This window comes from Thermoflexus hugenholtzii (assembly GCF_018771565.1).
Taxonomy (GTDB): domain Bacteria; phylum Chloroflexota; class Anaerolineae; order Thermoflexales; family Thermoflexaceae; genus Thermoflexus; species Thermoflexus hugenholtzii_A.
Genome location: NZ_CP076326.1, coordinates 1,119,809 through 1,136,354, shown reverse-complemented (window position 1 = coordinate 1,136,354; position 16,546 = coordinate 1,119,809). Strand labels below are relative to the sequence as shown.

Below are 16,546 nucleotides of genomic sequence, written 5' to 3'. Positions count from 1 at the left end.
CTTTTAGAATGAAATTAAACTGGTTGGCAGAGAGGAGGTTGTGGAGGGGATTTCGGGAATGCATCCGGGGCGGCCGGAGGTGTTGGAGCGGATCAACCGGTCCGCGATCCTGCAGCGGATTCGGGAACGGCCCGGGCTCTCGCGGGCGGAGCTGGGACGGGTGCTGGGCCTCAGCCCGGCGACCGTCACCCGTCTGGTCGGACAACTGCTGGAGGAGGGTCTGGTGATCGAACGTGAATCGGAGCCGGGGGCTCGCCGGTCCTCTGGACGGCGCCCTCGGGCCCTTTACCTGAACCATGAGGCCTATCATCTGATCGGCGTGGACCTGGGGGGCACATATCTGGTTGGGGCCGTCGCCAACCTGAACGGGGAGATCCGGGCCGAGGTGCGACGTCCCTCCCGACCCAATGGGAGGCCGGAGGAGGCCCTGGGGCAGCTCATCGCGGCCATCGAGGTGCTTCTGAAGCAGGCCCGCGCCAGCGGGTATGTTGTGCGAGGGATCGGGATCGGGGCCCCGGGAGTAACCGATCCGACTGCGGGTCGGGTGATCTGGGCGCCGGCTTTTCAGTGGCGGGATCTCCCGTTGCGGGATGAGCTCGAGGCCCGGTTCCATATCCCCACGTTCGTGGAGAACGATGTGAATCTCGCGGCCTTCGGGGAGAGGTGGTTCGGGGTAGGGCAGGGGGTGCAGAACTTGGTCTGCGTGTTCATCGGGACCGGGATCGGGGCGGGTTTGATCCTGAACGGGGAGCTGTATCGCGGCCATCACTATGCGGCGGGCGAGGTCGGCTATGTGATCCCTGAGCGTGCCCTCCTCCATCAGAAGTATGAAACGTTCGGCTGTCTGGAGACCCTCGCGGCAGGGCCGGCCATCGCCCGCCGGGCCATCGAGCGGGCCAGGGAGTTCCCGGAGAGCGTCCTCCGACCCTTGATCGAAGCGGGCCGCCTGGAGGCGACCGATGTGTTCCGGGCAGCAGAGGCCGGGGATCCTCTGGCCGTTCAGGTAGCGGAGGAGACGATGGACGATCTGGCGATCATGCTGGCGAGCGTGATCGCGGTAGTCGACCCGGAGATGATCGTGCTGGGGGGCGGCGTGGCCCGCGCCGGCCCTTACCTGCTGGACGGTCTCCGCCGCCGGCTGGAAGGGGTGGTCCCCGCTATGCCGGAGCTCCGCCTCTCCGCCCTGGGGGATCGGGCAGGCGTGCTGGGAGCGGTGGCTTATGCCATCTTCGAGCTGGAGGGATTGATGCAGATCCGGAGGGCGCTCCAGTGACGCGGATCAGCCGCTGGGGGATCCGCATCATCGATTTCCACGCCCACTTCCCGGTCCCAGAGGGCTACCTGGCCGACTGGGAGGCCCGTTACGTGACCCGCTTCGGGGCGGAGAAACTGGAGCGCCTGCGTCGGGATGCCCGCTGGTATCAGGAGCGGTGGTGGCGGGCGTATTCCTTTTTCTGGGCGCATGGGAAGAGTTCCTCTGGCCACTGATCATCACCAGCTCGGATGCCAGCCGCACGATCCCGGTTGGCTTGCAGTTCTTCTCGGAGCAATACGGGACGAACATTCACTGGCAGATGGCGGGGGCGTTGATCGCCGCCCTCCCGATGCTGGTGGTGTTCTTCCTGTTGCAGCGTCAGATCATCGAGGGCATCGCCCTGACGGGGATGAAGGGATGAGCGCGCATCCGCTGATCACTCGCCCTCCCGTCCTGGAGGAGCCTCCGCCGTTCCTGCCCACCGGGAACCTCTGGATCTCCCTCCCGCTGATCGATCGGCGGGATGGGAGCCTGTGGCGCCTGGGCGTGCTCCACGAGCATCTCAACGGCCTGCTGGAGGCCGAGGGGGATCCGCTGATCCGTCCCTTCCTGACGGTGGACGGCCAGGCGGTGGACTGGGGGGGCCGTCTGGAGTGGTCCCGCGAGGGCTTCTGGATCCCCACCTGGCGTTTCCGGGCCGAGGACGTGGAGGTCGAGGGTCGCCTGTGGGCCCCTATCGCTGAGCGGGGGCTGGTGTATCAGGTCCGCGTGACCCTCCGCAGCGGCTCCCCCCGGCAGGTCATCCTCGGCTTCGAGGGGCGATGGATGAAGGCGCTCCTCTCCCGCTTCGCCTCCCGGCCCCTCCCCGGGACGTGGAGCGGCGGGCGGGATCCGTGGACCGGAAGCGGGGTGGCCGAGTTCCAGGCCGGCCTTCCGCTTCTGGCCCTGGGCTGGCAGGTGGAAGCCCCCCTTTCCCTGGAGATCACCTCGGAACAGCCCTTTGCCTATCGATGCTTTCAGACGCGGGATCTCCATCCCGGGGAAAACCTGGAAGCCGTCCTTTATGTGGCGGTGGCGCCGGATGGGGACGGCGCCCGGACGGGTGCGCTGCATCTGCGGCGTCGCGGCGCGACGGCGCTCCTGCGCGAGACGCGGCGCTGGCTGGAAAGCCGGGCCCTTCCCCTGGAGGACCCGGAGCTGGCCGCCCGCCTCAACGAAAACCTCTTCTTCGCTTACTTTTTCAGCCAGGGCGACTGTCTGGACACAGGGGCTCCGGTGATGGTGACCTCGCGGAGCCCCCTGTATTACGTGAGCGGGGCCTTCTGGAGCCGCGATGCGTTCCTCTGGTCTTTCCCTGCGATCGTGCTGGTGGACGCGGAGCGGGCGCGTCAGTTGCTGCGGCGCTGTCTCCCCCGTTATCTTCCGCATATTGCGGACCACGCCCTGTATCTGAACGGTGTCCCTCTGTATCCAGGGTTCGAGCTGGATCAGGCCGCCGCGCCCCTCTTGGCCCTCTGGCGATATGTCCGTGATACAGGGGATGTGAACCTCCTCCGCGAGCCGGCGATCGCGGAGGCCATCCCCCTCCTCCTGCAGGAGATCACGGCCCATCGGGATCCGGAGACTGGTCTGTATGAGACCTTCCTGCTCCCGACGGACGACCCCACGGACTATCCCCTGGTCATCTACGACAACGTCCTGGTCTGGGCGGCCTTCCGGGCGGCGGCGGATCTTCTCCGGCGCCAGGGCGCCGAAGTGGAGGCGGCGCGCTGGGAAGCGGAGGCGGAGCAGCTGGCCGAGGCGATCCGCCAACATGGGATCGTGGAGGGGCCGGAAGGGCCGATGTGGGCCTGGGCGCGGGATCGCCAGGGTCGGTGGGAGCTGCGGGAGGAGCCGCCCGGGAGCCTGCGCCTGCTCGCCTATTATGGGTTCTGCGATCCGGAGGATCCAATTTACCGGAACACGGTGCGCTGGTTGGCCTCGCCGGCGAACCCTTATTTCTTCCCCGGACCCTTCGGCGGGCCGGGCTCGCCCCATTTCCCCTTCCCGGGGGTCTTCGACCTGGCCAACCGCCTGCTCACCGATCCGGATCCGGGGATCCTGGAGGTGGTGCGGCGCGCGCCCCTGGACGGGGGCCTGGCATGCGAGTCCATCGATCCGCAGACGGGCATCGTGCGCACGGGGGCGGCGATGGCCAGCCTGGCCGGCTTCCTGGCCTGGGCCCTGTGGGCGCACCAGCGAGGCCATCGCCGGTTCTTCGAGGGTCCTCTCCGCTGATGGCTCAGGAGGTTCCCTCTTCCATTCGGCTCAGGAATTCCAGAAAGCCTTGAAGATCCGCCTCCAGCAGCGACTCCAGACGGAAGGCGTCCTGCCGCGCCCGGGCCACGCGCTCCGGATCCAGGTCGAAGCGATAGAGGGTGCGGAACACGTGCCGGAACCGTCGCAGCTCATCCAGGAGGCGTAAGGTCTCCTCCCGGAGCACGCGGGGGCGGATTCCCTCGATCTCCCGTCCCATCCGCTCCAGCAGCAGCGCATGCCCACGCGTGGGGTCGGGGATCTCGTTCTCGAAGGCCTCTGCGATCCGGCGGAAGATGTTCTCGCATGCGTTGTAGAGGTTGTGCAGATAATAGCCGGCCACGATGGCCTCTTTGGGATACCGGGGATCGTCAGGGGTCTCCCGAAGGGCGCTGTAAATCCGGCGGATATGGGTCCACTCCGCCTGCAGATCCGATCGAAGCACCCGAAGGCGTTCGCTCATAGATCAGTCGTCCTCGCTCCTGCACGCGCTGGGAGAAGGGATCCTCTGGATCCAGCGGGCGCACATCGAAGGCCCAGCCGGGGGCCGCGGTCTCCAGCTCCCGCCAGAAATCGAACAGCCCGTGTCCGTCATCCCCCTCCACGCCCACATCGATGTCCGAATCCGGGCGGAACGCCCCAGGCCGCAGAACCGAGCCAAAGAGGTAAACCCTCCGGATGCCGGGATAGCGCGGCGCAACCGCCCGGATGGCCCGCTCGGCGGCCTCCTGGGCGGCGGCCCGGCGCGCCTCGGCCTCGGCCCGCCGTCGCGCCTCCCGTTCCCGCCAGCTTTCCCGGTAGCGTTCCCAGATCGGGTTCTCCTCCACGCCGGTTGTTCCTCCCGGGCTTTCTACCTTCATTGTAACACGAGCGTAAGGACCTCCGAAGGCGGACAAAAGTAGCATGATCGCTCCGGATGCGGTATGTTGAACTCAAAACCCTGGATTTTGTGTCAGGAGGGGGGATGGGGCTCGGGCGTCCATCTGCTTCGGCTTCTGGATTGGAAGGCCGCGCGCGGCCGGGGAAGATCGTGCTGTTCGGTTCGGGGGAGATCGCTCCCGCGGGGCGGCGGGGGCATGCGGCCGCCATGGCGGATTTCGAGCCGCCGGTGAAGGTGGTGGTGCTGGAGACGCCCGCGGGCTTCGAGCTGAACTCCGCACGGGTGGCCGGACGGGTGGCGGATTTCATCCGGGAGCGTCTCGGAGAGTTCCGTCCCCGTGTCCTGGTCCTCCCAGCCCGCAAGCGGGGGACCCCCTTCAGCCCGGATGATCCGTATCTGGCCGCCCCGCTGCTGGAGGCGGATTACATCTTTATGGGTCCGGGGAGCCCCACGTATGCGATCCGGCAGCTGCAGGGAAGCGTCGCCTGGAAGTATCTGCAGGCCCGTCATCGACAGGGGGCAGCCCTCGGCCTGGCCAGCGCGGCGGCCATCGCGGTCAGCGCATGGGCCCTGCCGGTCTATGAGATCTACAAAGCGGGCCACGATCCCCACTGGGTGCGGGGGCTGGACCTGTTTGGGGACTTCGGTCTGCGGCTGGCCATCGTCTCCCATTGGAACAATCAGGAGGGCGGCGAGGAGGTGGACACCAGCCGCTGCTTTATGGGCCGCGAGCGCTTCGAGGCCATGCGCCGCTTCCTCCCGCCGGAAGTGGTGATCCTGGGAATCGATGAGCACACCATGGCGGTCTTCGATTTCCAGAAGGGGAGTGTAGAGGTGCTGGGGCTGGGTCGGGTGACGATCCAGCGGGGAAAGGAGATCCGCGAGGTGGAGGCTGGGGGGTCCTTCCCCATCGAGTGGCTGGGGGAGGTTCGTCTTCCGCCTCCGATCCCGGTGGAGCGGCCCCCTGGAGCGCCCGGCTTCCCCCAGCCGGCGCTGCCGCCGGAGGTGGCCGCGCTGATCCGGGAGCGGGAGGCTGCCCGGCGGCGGCGGGACTGGATGACAGCGGACGCCTTACGGGAGCGCCTGCGGGCTCTGGGCTATGAAGTGCAGGACACCCGGGAGGGCCCGCGCTGGCGCCCCCTGGACGATCCCACCGCGCCATGGCAACCCCTGGAGGAGACTCCTTCCCCTACCTCCGGGTGAGGAACCAGGGGAAGCCCCTCTGAATCCCCGCGCTCCAGGTCGATCCGGCCCCGTGCGCAGGCGATCCTGGTTCGATTCTTTGCGATCCATCTATGAGCGGTTTTGATCTAAACTTGACTTTTCGGGTAGTCACTCCTTTTGGTATTGATAATGCTTGAAGGTCAAGAACTCTTCCCAGGTCCAGATATGATCGGTCAACCCGATGGCCATCGCCGGCGTCCGCGGCCGATACCGCCGCCCCTCCGGCAGGCCCTCCCCCGCTTCCCGCAAGGCCCGATGGGGCCGCAGCCAGTTGTGCTCAAACAAACAGAGGATCACCAGCGCATCCCAGGTCCCTGTCGTCTTCGCAAAGGCATGGGTCTTACGCGTCAGCGCATTCAACCGATCGCGCAACATGCCATTCAACCGTTCCTCATGCACCGGATAGGGGCAATCCACCGCCTCCCCCAGAACCTGACGCACCTCCACGCGCACCATCCGGCCCTGATGACGACGCTTGACCGCTTGCGTCAACCCCACCCCAGGCGTGAGCACCAGGGGCGGACGCCCCCGCTTTCCCGTCGGTTGCGCGTCCCGATAGACCTGACGAACCGCCCGTCGGTAGACCGGCCGTCCATCGCTGATCCAGATCACGCCCCTCCTGCCAGATGTGCGCTGGCGGGTCTGCGCCACCACCTTCGGCGCGACCTCATCCTCCGAAGACCCAAAGCCCCACGCCACCACAAAACGAGTCGCCCGGTCCTGGCTCAAACATCCCCAACGCGGGCCCACCCCGCCCGCCGAGGCGTCTGGATCTCCAGCCTCTGGACACTTTTTTTGACAAACGACCAGAAAGCATCCACCTCGACCTCGCTCAAATGCAGGTCGTGGACCAGGACCTCGGTGAGGGCCTCAGCGTGTTGGGCGGCCATCCGGAGCCATCGGCCAATGGTTTCATATTTGTGGCCGGTGATCTCCTCAGCGGCGCTCAGGCTCCCCCGACGCATCACCACCAGCAGGGTGCGCGCCACTTCCGCAGGGGTCACACGCAAGCGATACATCGCCGTGCCCAGGGTAGGCCCAAACGAGCGCCCGCAGTTCCGACAGACCCAACGGGGCCGCCCACCCTTACTGCCGTTCTTTACCACATGGGTGGCCCCACAGCGAGGGCAGGGGGGGTTCTGGGAATTGGGCTTTCGATTCATCGGGCCCACCTCCGTCGGAATCTGGCCCCGATTATACCACCGAGCACTACTCAGGGGGGTGATTACCACTTTTCGATCAGGATCGATTAAAATCCGGTGTGGAGGTAGGGATGTGGGCGGCCCGTCGGGAGCAGATTCTCCAGATCCTGAGCGAGCGGTCCTTCGCGACGGCGGAGGAGTTGGCCCGGCTGACAGGCGCTTCGCTGCCGACCATCCGCCGGGATCTGCAGGCCTTGGCGGAGGAGGGGTTGATTGTCCGGACCCGTGGTGGGGCATCCCTGGGGACACCGGGCATCGGCCATGAGGTCCCCTATCTGACCCGGGCTCGGGTTCAGCTGCCGGAGAAGCGGGCCATCGCCCGAGCGGCCCTGGAGTTCATCCGGGAAGGGGATGTGATCGCCCTGGATGTGGGCTCCACCACCTTCGAGCTGGCCCGGCTCCTGCGCCCCCGACGAAACCTCACGGTATTCACTGCTTCGGTTCCCATCGCGCAGCTCTTAGCCAACACGGAGGTCGCCGTCTTCCTCCTGGGCGGCCAGCTGCGCAAGAAGGAGCTCTCTATCGTGGGACCTCTGGCGTTGCGGATGGCGGCCCAGTTCTATTATGACCGCTTCTTCATGGGCGTGGCCGGCCTGCATCCGGAGGCCGGGTGCACGGATTTCAGCCTGGACGACGTGGAGGTCAAGAAGGTCTTCCTGGAGCGGGCCCGCGAGATCATCGTCCTGGCCGATCATACCAAGCTGGGCCACATCTCCTTCACGGCCATCTGTCCGGTCCAGCGGGTGCACCGGGTGATCACCGATGCGGGGGCGGATCCACAGATCGTCGACCGGTTGCGAGAGCTGGGAGTGGAGGTGCGGGTGGTGCCGGTCACGGAGGATCGCGTGGCTGGCCGGCGGAGCCGCGCGGCCCATCGCGCCTGAGCCCCTATGGGCAACAGGCGAAAACCCTCAGGCAGGAGCGGCTCGATGTCCTGGTTGCGGGAGGTCTTCGGAGTCTCCAAGCCGGTGATCGGGATGGTGCATCTGCCGGCCCTCCCCGGCTCTCCCCTTTACGACGCGGCCCGGGGGATGGAGGGCATCCTGGAGCGGGCGCGGCAGGATCTGCATGCCCTTCAGACCGGGGGGGTCGACGCGGTGATGTTCTGCAATGAGAACGATCGGCCTTACGCCCTGCGGGCGGACCCGGCGACGGTGGCGGCGATGGCCGCGGTGGTGGGACGGCTGCGGGCCGAGATCCGGGTCCCCTTCGGGATCGACATCCTCTGGGATCCCATCGCCGCCTTGGCGGTGGCCCATGCCACCGGCGCCCGGTTCGTCCGGGAGGTCTTCACGGGCGTTTATGCCAGCGATATGGGGCTCTGGAGTCCCTCGGCCGGGGAGGCCCTGCGGTACCGACGGGCCATCGGGGCAGAGGGGGTGCGGGTGCTCTTCAACATCAACGCGGAGTTCGCCGCCCCGATGGGGAGCCGGCCCCTGGCTGAGGTGGCTCGCTCCGTGGCCTTCTCCAGCCTGCCCGACGGGATCTGTGTCTCCGGCCCGATGACCAGCCTGCCGGTCCGGGTGGAGGACCTGCAGGCGGTGAAGGAGGCGGTGGGTCCCTTGCCGGTGTTCATCAACACGGGCGCTCGACATGACAACATCGCCGACCTGCTGCCGCATGCCGACGGCGTGATCGTGGGCTCCAGCTTAAAGGTTGACGGCATCACCTGGAACCCGGTGGATCCGGAGCGGGTGCGGTCGTTTATGGCCATCGTGCGCCGGCTCCGAGGGGAGTGATGGGCATGGCACGGGTGGTGGTGGAAGGCCTGACCAAGCGGTTCGGCCGGGTGGTGGCGGTCCAGGACTTCAATCTGGAGGTGGGGGAAGGGGAGCTGGTTTCCCTGCTTGGCCCTTCCGGGTGCGGCAAGACGACGGTCTTGCGCTGCATCGCCGGCTTTGAGCGTCCCGATTCCGGCCGCATCCTCGTGGATGACCGGGTGCTGAACGATGTGCCTCCCGAACGCCGGGGGATCGGGATGGTGTTCCAGACCTACGCCCTCTTTCCCCATATGACCGTGGCGGAGAACATCGCCTTCTCCCTGATGATCCGCGGCCGGCCTCGGGAGGAGCAGGAGCGGGTGGTGAAGGAGATGGTCGCCCTGGTCCATCTGGAGGGCATGGAGGATCGCTATCCGCACCAGCTCTCGGGAGGCCAACGCCAGCGGGTGGCCCTGGCCCGCGCCCTGGCCATGCGTCCCAAGGTCCTCCTGCTGGACGAGCCTCTCTCCGCCCTGGACGCCAAGATCCGGGAGGAGCTGCGGGGGGAAATCCGTCGGATCCAGAAGACCCTGGGGATCACCACCCTCTATGTGACCCACGATCAAGAGGAGGCCCTGGCCCTCTCGGATCGAGTGGTGGTGATGAACATGGGGCGCATCGAGCAGATCGGCACCCCCTTCGAGATCTACAATGCCCCGCGCACGCCCTTCGTGGCCACGTTCGTGGGGACGATGAACCTTCTTCCGGGGCGGATGGAGTCGGACGGCATCTTCCGGTGGAAGGAACGGGCTCTCCGCATCCGCCCGAACCCCGGCGTCCGGGCCGGGCAGGCGGCGTATCTCGCCCTCCGGCCCGAGCGCCTGAGGGTGAGCCTTGCGCCGGAAGGGGTCCCTCCCGACCACAATGCCCTGCCCGGGCGGGTGGAGTGGGTGACTTTCCTGGGGCCGGTCGGACGTCTCTCGGTGCGTAGCGATAGCGAGACGTTACTGGTCGATATGCCATCGGACGAGGCGTTGCGCTTTCCGGTGGGCTCTCCGGTGTGGGTTCACTTCCATCCGGAGACCGCGCAGGTGGTGCCACAGGAGCGATCGTGATGTTGACCTTGGGCCTGAAAGGACCGGATCTCTGGAGCTCCTTCGAGGAGTGGTCTGGGATCCTGAGGGAGGCGGGGTTCTCATGGATGGAGCTCCGCGCTCCGGAGGCCCCGGATCCCGGTTGGGAGGAGCAGCTGCGCGCATGGCGGGAGCGGGATGGCTGGTCCTACTCGGTCCACGCGCGGTTCTTCGGGGTCAACCTATCCAGCCCGAACCCGCGGGTGCGGCGGGCGGCGGTGGAGGTGGCCCTGGAGGATCTGGCCTTCGCCGTGCGAATCGGGGCGCGACGGCTGAACCTGCACGCAGGAGATGTGAACTGGTATGATGTGCCTCCTCCGGATCATCCGGCGCATGCCCGCATGGTGGAGGCGTTGAATCGCTTGCGGGAGCAGCATCGGGCGGCGGCGGCCCGCTCCATTGCGGAGATCGCCCAGGCCGCCCGTCCTCAGGGCGTGGAGGTGGTGGTGGAGAACCTGTATAAGCCGTGGGAGTTGTTATGTAGCCCGGAGGAGGTTGCGACCTTCCTGAGCCGGCTGGAGGGGTCGGTGGGGTTCACGCTGGACACGGGACATGCGGCCCTGGCCGGCTGGCCTCCTGTGGCCTTCCTGCATGCCCTGAACGGACGGGTTCGGCACCTCCATCTGCATTGGAACGACGGTGCCTTCGACACCCATGAGTTCCCGGAGCCCTCCATCCCGGGTGTAGCGGAGGTGTTGCGAACGGTAAAGGAGCGTTGCCCCCAAGCCACTGTTCTGATCGAGATCGCGCCGGGATCAGAGGACGAGCTGGAGCGCTTCCGGAGCTGGCCCGCCCAGGTCCGGGAGCTGCTGAAAGCGCACGCCGGTTGACACTCCGATATTCCGGAGAGGAGGTTCCCATGTGAAGCAAAGGGTTTTCCGTGATGATCCTGGTTGCGCTGTTGCTGGCCGCCTGTGCGCCGGCGGCCACGCCGACCCCGGCTCCTGCCCCGGCCTCCCCTACGCCGGCTCCGGCCTCTCCCACGCCGGTGCCGCCTACACCGACCAAGGCCCTCGAGCAGATGAGCTATGAGGAGCGCATCGCCTTCCTGGCGGAGAAGGCGAAGGCGGAGGGCGGGGTGATCAACTCCTACGGGATGCCGGAGATCTGGGCCAACTACGGTGGCATCTACGCGGAGTTCAAGAAGCGCTTCGGGATCACCCAGCAAGACATCGATATGGGCAGCTCGGTGGTGCTGGCGCGCATGACCGAGGAGAACGCCAGCAAGAACGACGTCGCCGACCTCAAGCCGGCCTTCGCGGCCGAGCTGGCCAAGCGGGGCCTCACCGCCGATTACAAGGTCTCCTGCTGGGACAAGCTCCCCGAGGGCCAGAAGGGCCAGGATCCCAACACCAAGTCCGTCTGGTATGTCGGTTACAAGGGGACCCTGGGCTGGATCGTGAACACGAACCTGGTCAAGAAGATCCCGCGGAGCTGGAAGGAGCTGGAGAACCCTGAATACAAGAACATGATCGCCTATCTGGATCCGCGGGCGACCGGCACCGGGGTCAACACCGTAGAGGCGGCGGCCTATGCGGTGAGCGGCGATCCTTACAATTACAAGGCCGGCGCGGAGTTCCTGGGCCGTCTGCACAAGATGGGCCTGGTGGCTACGGTGGACCCCAAAGTGACGGTGGACAAGTTCCAGCGGGGCGAGGTGGGGATCCTGATCAACTTCGACTACAACCTGCTCAAGTGGAAGGAGGAGCTGGGCGTGCCCAGCGAGGTGGTGATCCCGGCGGACGGGACCATCGCCAGCGGGGGCGGGGTGATCATCGCCAAGAACGCGCCGCATCCTTACACGGCCCGTCTGTTTATGGAGTTCCTCCTCTGCGGCGATGGCCAGAAACTCTACGCGCAGGGCTTTGTTACGCCGATCCGGCCGGATGTGGAGCTTCCGCCGGAGGTGGCAGCGAAGTTCCCGCCTAAGGAGGCCTACGCCAAGGTGGTCATGATCGATTACGCCAAGGATGCGGCCATCTCGGAGGATCTGAAGAAGGCCTGGGCGGAGGCCACCGGAGCCCCATAAGGCCCGGCTCACAGGGGAGGGGCCCCAGGCCCCTCCCCTCATCCGGGAGGAGATTCGCGATGCCCGGCATGAGCGCCATGACCGCCGCGTTGCGCGGGATCCGCGGAGAAGCCCGCCAGGTGAGTCGCTTCCTCTCCACAGAGATGTTGTTGATCCTTCCCTTTGTGCTATTTGTGGGGATTTTTGAGATTTATCCTATTATAAATATGGCCTATCGTAGTTTTTTCGATTTAAATGGTAACTTCACGCTTGAAAATTACATCAATGCTTTCACCAAGCCGCAGTTTCAGATGGCGATTCGGAACAGCCTGCTGTTTGCCGCGGCGGCCAGCCTGGTGGGAGGGATTGGTGGGACTTTCGTGGCCGCCCTGGCGGTTCGGTTGCCGGCACGATGGCGCAATCTGTTGCTCTCCCTCTATGCGTTGCCGATGACTCTCTCGGGGCTGGTGGTGGCTTTCGCCTTCATCGTCCTGCTCGGCCGCAACGGTGTCCTGAACCTTCTGGTCCGGCGCGCCTTCGGCCTCCCGCCAACGGTTTATTTCAACCTTTATGATTGGCCTGGCATTGTGCTGGTTTACGCCTTCTTCCAGATCCCCTTGATGACCCTGAGCATGGCCGCGGTTTTTGAGAACCTGGATCCCAACTTGATTGAGGCGGCTCGCAACCTGGGAGCCCGGCCCTGGCAGGTCTGGCGCTACGTGGTGATCCCGGTGCTGCTTCCCGGTTTTCTGGCCGGGATGAGCATTCAGTTCGCCGGGATGATGGGAGCCTTCGGGACGGTGCTGGCCCTGGTGGGGATGGCGAAGAATCTGCTCTCCCTGCAGATTTACTCCCACGCCTCCGAATCGACTTATAACCTGCCTCAGGCTGGGGCGCTGGCGATGGTGCTGATCACCATCACCGGCGTGGCGCTGATCCTGTTGAGCTGGGGCGCCCGGCGACTCGCTCGGAGGGGGCCATGATCCGCTGGATCCTGTTTGTCTTCCTGGTGCTGTATATCGTGGTGCCCCTTCTGATGCCCATCATCTTCTCCTTCAGCGTTTTCTGGCAGGACATCCTGCCCCAGGGGTTCACCCTGCGCTGGTATGAGGCGATCCTCACCCGTCCGGCCAACTATGAGGCCTTACTGGTCTCGCTGACCGTGGCCTCCGGAGCTGTCCTGCTCAACCTGTTGATCACGGTGCCGGCGGCATATGCCCTGAACCGAGCAGGGCCGGGCTGGGGGCAGCGGCTGCGGGAAGGGGCGGTGATCCTTCCCCTTCTGTTCCCACCTCTGGTGGTAGGCACGGCCCTTCTCCAGGCTTTCACCCGACCGCCTCTGGCCCTCACGGGAACCATCTGGATGGTCATCATCGCCCACGCGATCCTGGGCTTCCCGTTCATGTTCCGCATCGTCCTGGCCGCTTTTCAGACCATCGACGAGCGCACCCTCAGCGAGGCGGCGGCCAGCCTGGGGGCCACTTTCTGGCAGCGGATGCGTTATGTGCTCATTCCGAACGTGATGCCCGGCATCCTCTCCGGAGCCCTCCTGGTGTTCGCCATCAGCATGGGGGAGTTCGAGGTCACCTCGATGGTGGCCGGTTTCACTGCCCAAACTCTCCCCCTGCGTCTCTTCCAGCAAATCCGGAACGATATGCGAATCGCCTCGGCGATCACGGCTTTTCTGATCTACGTTTCCTTCCTCTCCTTTGTGCTGATGACCTACCTGGGCGCGCGCATGCGGCGCATGCGCGCTTCATGAACTTCCCATAAGGAGGTGAGCGATGTGCTGCCGGATTGGACGTCTGCTCATTGCGGTCGCGTTGCTCAGCGCTTGGCTGATGGGCTGTCGCCCGGCCGCCCAGGCCCCCGTCACCCTCACCATCATTATGGAACAGGTCCCGGACACCGACGTGGTCCGCAAGCTCCTCCCCGACTTTGAGAAGGAGAACCCCGGCATCAAGGTGGTCATCGACGCGATGCCCTACGACGCCATGCGGGATAAGATCCTGGCCTCGTTCATGGCCCCTAAGGCGACCTACGACGTGATCATCGTGGACAACCCATGGATGGATGAGTTCGTGGCCGGGAATTTCCTGGAGCCCCTGGACGATCGGATCCGGGGCATCCCGGATTACGATTTCGAGGACTTCGTGGGTCCGGTCCGGGAGATCGGGGTGGTGGGCGGCAAAGTCTACGGCATTCCTTTCTACAACTACGCTGTGGGCCTGATCGTGCGCCAGGATCTCTTCGATGACCCTGCCTATCGGGAGGCCTATCAGAAGAAATACGGGAAACCCCTGGCCCCGCCGACCACCCTGGAGGACTACTTGCGCGTCGCCCAGTTCTTCAAGGAGCAGAGCGGCGGGAAGATCTACGGCGCGGCCATGCAGCCCCAGCGCGGTTACAAGGTGTTCGAGGAGTGGAAGAACTGGCTGTATGCCGCAGGCGGGAACCTGTTGGATGAGCAGGGCAACGTGATCATCGACCGGCCCGAGGCGGTGCGCGCCCTGGAGCTCTACATCGAGATGTATAAGACGGCGGCGCCGCCCAACTCCCTGAACTGGGGCTTCGACGAGGCCCTTCGGGCGATGGCGGCGGGGGAGGCCGCTACGATGATGAGCTATAACTGGATGCTGCCCACCCTGAACAACCCGCAAGGGCCCGCCGGCGCCCTGGCCGGCAAGTTTGCCCTCTACGAGGTCCCCGGCGGGAAGGCGGTGCTCGGAGCTTGGCATTGGGCCATCCCCCGCAACGCGCCGAACAAAGACGCCTCCTGGCGTTTCATCTCCTGGCTCACCTCCAAGCGCATGGAGAAGCAACGGGTGATCCTGGGCGGCGCGCCGGTGCGGGTGAGCGCGATGAAAGATCCTGAGGTCTGGCAGAAGGGGTTCGGCCAGGCCTACTACGAGACGGTGCTGAAGATCCTCGAGGATGCCGAGCCGCTGGCCCGGGGTCCCAAGGCGGAGGAGATCATCCAGGTGGTGGGCACCGAGCTGAACGCGGCGGTAGCCGGGGAGAAGACCGCCGAGCAGGCCCTCAAGGACGCCGCCGCTCAGGTCCGCAAGATCCTGGGGAAGTGAAAGGAGGTCCATGGGTCGACGGGATCGCGCCCTGGGGCGCCGGTTGCTGCTGCCCCTCCTGGGGCTCCTGGCCCTGGTCCAGGGTTATCCCATTGTCTTCGCCGCTTATATCTCCTTCCACGATTACCGGCTAACCGCCCTGGACCAGGTGCGCTGGGTGGGGCTGGCCCAGTATCAGGGGCTGGCGGACAACCCTTCCTATTGGACCGCGATGACGAACACCTTGATCTTCGTCGGCGGGGCGGTGACCCTGGAGCTCCTGCTGGGCCTGGCCCTGGCTCTCCTGCTGCACCGGCCGGTCCCCGGGCAGAACGCCTTCCGGGCTGTCGTGTTGATGCCCATGTTCATCACCCCCATCGCGGTGGGGCTGATGTTCCGTTTCCTCCTCAACTCCCAGCTGGGCATCATCCCGGTGGCCCTGCGCTCCATCGGCGTGGAGATCGACTGGTTCGGCCCGGACCTGGCTTTGTTCTCCCTGATCCTCATCGATGTGTGGCAGTGGACGCCGCTGATGACGCTGTTCCTTCTGGCGGGGCTGGAGGCGCTGCCCACGGAGCCCTTTGAGGCGGCCCGGGTGGACGGCGCCTCCGGCTTTCAGATCCTGCGCCATCTCACCTTGCCTCTGTTGCGGCCGGTGATCCTCGCCGCGGTGCTCATCCGTATGCTGGATGCTTTCCGGATCTTCGAATACGTTTACGCCATCACCCGCGGCGGGCCGGGGGAGCGCACGGAAACCATCCTGTTTCACATCTACCGGGTGGGCTTTCTCTATTTCCGTCTGGGCGAGGCGGCCGCTATGGCCTTCACCCTGGCCCTCGTGATCCTGATCCTGGTGGTTGTCCTTTTCTACATCCTCCGCCGCCAGGAGGCCTGGGCATGACCACCGTCACCCGTTCCTGGGCGATGGCCATCCCTGCCCGACGGGCCCTCACCCGCCGACATCTGGGAATCGGGCTTCGCTTGAGCCTTCTGGGGCTCAGCGCCTTTGTCGTTCTGTTTCCCTTCCTCTGGGTGCTGGCGGCCTCCCTGAAGCCGCCTGTGGAGCTGAACCGACCCTCATTGTGGGGTTTCACGCCCACAATGGCCAATTGGGTAGAGGTCTGGCTCGGCTCTCCCTTCTCCCGTTATTTTCTGAACAGCATCGTGGTGGGCGTTCTCACGGTGGGGATCTCTCTGCTGGTGGGAGCTCCCGCCGCCTACGCGTTCTCCCGCTTCCGCACCGGAGGGACATGGTTGCGCTTTCTCATCCTGGCTGCCCAGATGCTGCCGCCGGCCCTTTTCATCATCCCCTTCTTCCTGATGGCCTATTACACCGGCTTGCTGGACACCGTGTGGGCGGTGGCGGCGGCCCACCTCACTTTCATCGCCCCTCTGGTCACGTGGTTTCTCATCGGCTTCTTTGAGGACGTGCCTCGGGACCTGGAGGAGCAGGCGATGGTGGATGGATGCACCCGATGGCAGGCGTTCCTGCGGGTGGTGCTGCCGACCGCCCGCCCGGGCCTGGGGGCCGCTGGGCTCTTTGCTTTCATCATGTCCTGGAACGAGATGTTCTACGCGCTGATGCTGGCCGGGGGCCATTCGAAAACCCTTCCGGTGGCCATCGCCGGTTACTGGACTTTCCGTGGTGTGGAGCTGGGGAAGATGTCTGTTGCCATCCTCTCCGCCGCCCTGCCGGTGCTGGTGGCTTCGTTTTTCGTGCAACGTTTCCTGATTCGAGGGCTGGGAGGTGGCGCCATCAAAGGTTAAGCCATGTCGCCTTGTTCCGC

Annotated in this window: 19 protein-coding genes; 15 read left to right on the top strand and 4 right to left on the bottom strand. The window is 65.6% G+C overall.

What is annotated here, in order from left to right:
* Positions 1 to 58 precede the first annotated feature (58 nt).
* Genes KNN16_RS05105 through KNN16_RS05090 form a run of 4 tightly spaced genes read left to right on the top strand, consistent with a single transcriptional unit; the run spans position 59 to position 3,532 of the window.
* A complete protein-coding gene (locus tag KNN16_RS05105) occupies positions 59 to 1,273 on the top strand; it encodes an ROK family transcriptional regulator (RefSeq protein WP_303899545.1) in 1,215 nt (404 codons plus the stop codon).
* Positions 1,270 to 1,488: a hypothetical protein gene (locus KNN16_RS05100; RefSeq protein ID WP_303899543.1), complete on the top strand. Its 219-nt coding sequence runs from the start codon at positions 1,270 to 1,272 to the stop codon at positions 1,486 to 1,488. Before KNN16_RS05105 ends, KNN16_RS05100 begins: the two co-directional genes overlap by 4 nt.
* Positions 1,434 to 1,676 (top strand): hypothetical protein, encoded by a 243-nt coding sequence (locus KNN16_RS05095; protein WP_303899540.1) that lies wholly within the window; start codon positions 1,434 to 1,436, stop codon positions 1,674 to 1,676. Before KNN16_RS05100 ends, KNN16_RS05095 begins: the two co-directional genes overlap by 55 nt.
* Positions 1,673 to 3,532: a glycoside hydrolase family 125 protein gene (locus KNN16_RS05090; RefSeq protein ID WP_303899537.1), complete on the top strand. Its 1,860-nt coding sequence runs from the start codon at positions 1,673 to 1,675 to the stop codon at positions 3,530 to 3,532. Before KNN16_RS05095 ends, KNN16_RS05090 begins: the two co-directional genes overlap by 4 nt.
* Positions 3,533 to 3,536: 4 nt before the next feature.
* Here KNN16_RS05090 and KNN16_RS05085 read toward each other — a convergent pair whose 3' ends face one another.
* Positions 3,537 to 4,013 (bottom strand): hypothetical protein, encoded by a 477-nt coding sequence (locus KNN16_RS05085; protein WP_303899535.1) that lies wholly within the window; start codon positions 4,011 to 4,013, stop codon positions 3,537 to 3,539.
* The gene (locus KNN16_RS05080; protein WP_303899533.1) at positions 3,922 to 4,377 is read right to left on the bottom strand and encodes a nucleotidyltransferase family protein; all 456 of its coding nucleotides are present in this window, start codon (positions 4,375 to 4,377) and stop codon (positions 3,922 to 3,924) included. The genes KNN16_RS05085 and KNN16_RS05080 overlap by 92 nt, the downstream gene beginning before the upstream one ends.
* 137 nt (positions 4,378 to 4,514) lie before the next feature.
* On the opposite strand from KNN16_RS05080, the gene KNN16_RS05075 reads away from it, so the two are divergent.
* Positions 4,515 to 5,633, top strand: coding sequence for a hypothetical protein (locus tag KNN16_RS05075; RefSeq protein ID WP_303899530.1), 1,119 nt, complete (start codon positions 4,515 to 4,517; stop codon positions 5,631 to 5,633).
* A gap of 129 nt (positions 5,634 to 5,762) precedes the next feature.
* Here KNN16_RS05075 and KNN16_RS05070 read toward each other — a convergent pair whose 3' ends face one another.
* Both KNN16_RS05070 and KNN16_RS05065 read right to left on the bottom strand, forming a co-directional pair.
* Positions 5,763 to 6,404 carry a hypothetical protein gene (locus KNN16_RS05070; RefSeq protein WP_303896951.1) on the bottom strand — a complete coding sequence of 214 codons (642 nt, stop codon included), beginning with the start codon at positions 6,402 to 6,404 and terminating at the stop codon, positions 5,763 to 5,765.
* Positions 6,380 to 6,673 carry a hypothetical protein gene (locus KNN16_RS05065; RefSeq protein ID WP_303896281.1) on the bottom strand — a complete coding sequence of 98 codons (294 nt, stop codon included), beginning with the start codon at positions 6,671 to 6,673 and terminating at the stop codon, positions 6,380 to 6,382. Before KNN16_RS05065 ends, KNN16_RS05070 begins: the two co-directional genes overlap by 25 nt.
* Positions 6,674 to 6,927: 254 nt before the next feature.
* Between KNN16_RS05065 and KNN16_RS05060 the strand changes: the two genes are divergently transcribed.
* The 10 genes from KNN16_RS05060 to KNN16_RS05015 are packed head-to-tail and all read left to right on the top strand — an operon-like array spanning position 6,928 to position 16,526.
* A complete protein-coding gene (locus KNN16_RS05060) occupies positions 6,928 to 7,740 on the top strand; it encodes a DeoR/GlpR family DNA-binding transcription regulator (RefSeq protein WP_299288426.1) in 813 nt (270 codons plus the stop codon).
* 45 nt (positions 7,741 to 7,785) lie between these two features.
* A complete protein-coding gene (locus tag KNN16_RS05055) occupies positions 7,786 to 8,595 on the top strand; it encodes a BtpA/SgcQ family protein (protein ID WP_303899526.1) in 810 nt (269 codons plus the stop codon).
* Positions 8,595 to 9,671 carry an ABC transporter ATP-binding protein gene (locus tag KNN16_RS05050; protein ID WP_303899524.1) on the top strand — a complete coding sequence of 359 codons (1,077 nt, stop codon included), beginning with the start codon at positions 8,595 to 8,597 and terminating at the stop codon, positions 9,669 to 9,671. The genes KNN16_RS05055 and KNN16_RS05050 overlap by 1 nt, the downstream gene beginning before the upstream one ends.
* The gene (locus KNN16_RS05045) at positions 9,671 to 10,519 is read left to right on the top strand and encodes a sugar phosphate isomerase/epimerase (protein ID WP_303899521.1); all 849 of its coding nucleotides are present in this window, start codon (positions 9,671 to 9,673) and stop codon (positions 10,517 to 10,519) included. Before KNN16_RS05050 ends, KNN16_RS05045 begins: the two co-directional genes overlap by 1 nt.
* Positions 10,520 to 10,572: 53 nt before the next feature.
* On the top strand, positions 10,573 to 11,718 hold the full coding sequence (locus tag KNN16_RS05040; RefSeq protein ID WP_303899518.1) for an ABC transporter substrate-binding protein: 1,146 nt from the start codon (positions 10,573 to 10,575) through the stop codon (positions 11,716 to 11,718).
* 59 nt (positions 11,719 to 11,777) lie between these two features.
* Positions 11,778 to 12,680 carry an ABC transporter permease subunit gene (locus tag KNN16_RS05035; RefSeq protein WP_303899516.1) on the top strand — a complete coding sequence of 301 codons (903 nt, stop codon included), beginning with the start codon at positions 11,778 to 11,780 and terminating at the stop codon, positions 12,678 to 12,680.
* Complete coding sequence (locus KNN16_RS05030; protein WP_303899514.1) at positions 12,677 to 13,459, top strand: ABC transporter permease; 783 nt, start codon at positions 12,677 to 12,679, stop codon at positions 13,457 to 13,459. Before KNN16_RS05035 ends, KNN16_RS05030 begins: the two co-directional genes overlap by 4 nt.
* A gap of 22 nt (positions 13,460 to 13,481) precedes the next feature.
* A complete protein-coding gene (locus KNN16_RS05025) occupies positions 13,482 to 14,780 on the top strand; it encodes a sugar ABC transporter substrate-binding protein (RefSeq protein WP_303899512.1) in 1,299 nt (432 codons plus the stop codon).
* Positions 14,781 to 14,790: 10 nt separating this feature from the next.
* On the top strand, positions 14,791 to 15,660 hold the full coding sequence (locus tag KNN16_RS05020) for a carbohydrate ABC transporter permease (protein WP_299285312.1): 870 nt from the start codon (positions 14,791 to 14,793) through the stop codon (positions 15,658 to 15,660).
* Positions 15,657 to 16,526 (top strand): carbohydrate ABC transporter permease, encoded by an 870-nt coding sequence (locus KNN16_RS05015; protein ID WP_303899508.1) that lies wholly within the window; start codon positions 15,657 to 15,659, stop codon positions 16,524 to 16,526. The genes KNN16_RS05020 and KNN16_RS05015 overlap by 4 nt, the downstream gene beginning before the upstream one ends.
* The last annotated feature ends 20 nt before the right edge of the window (positions 16,527 to 16,546 follow it).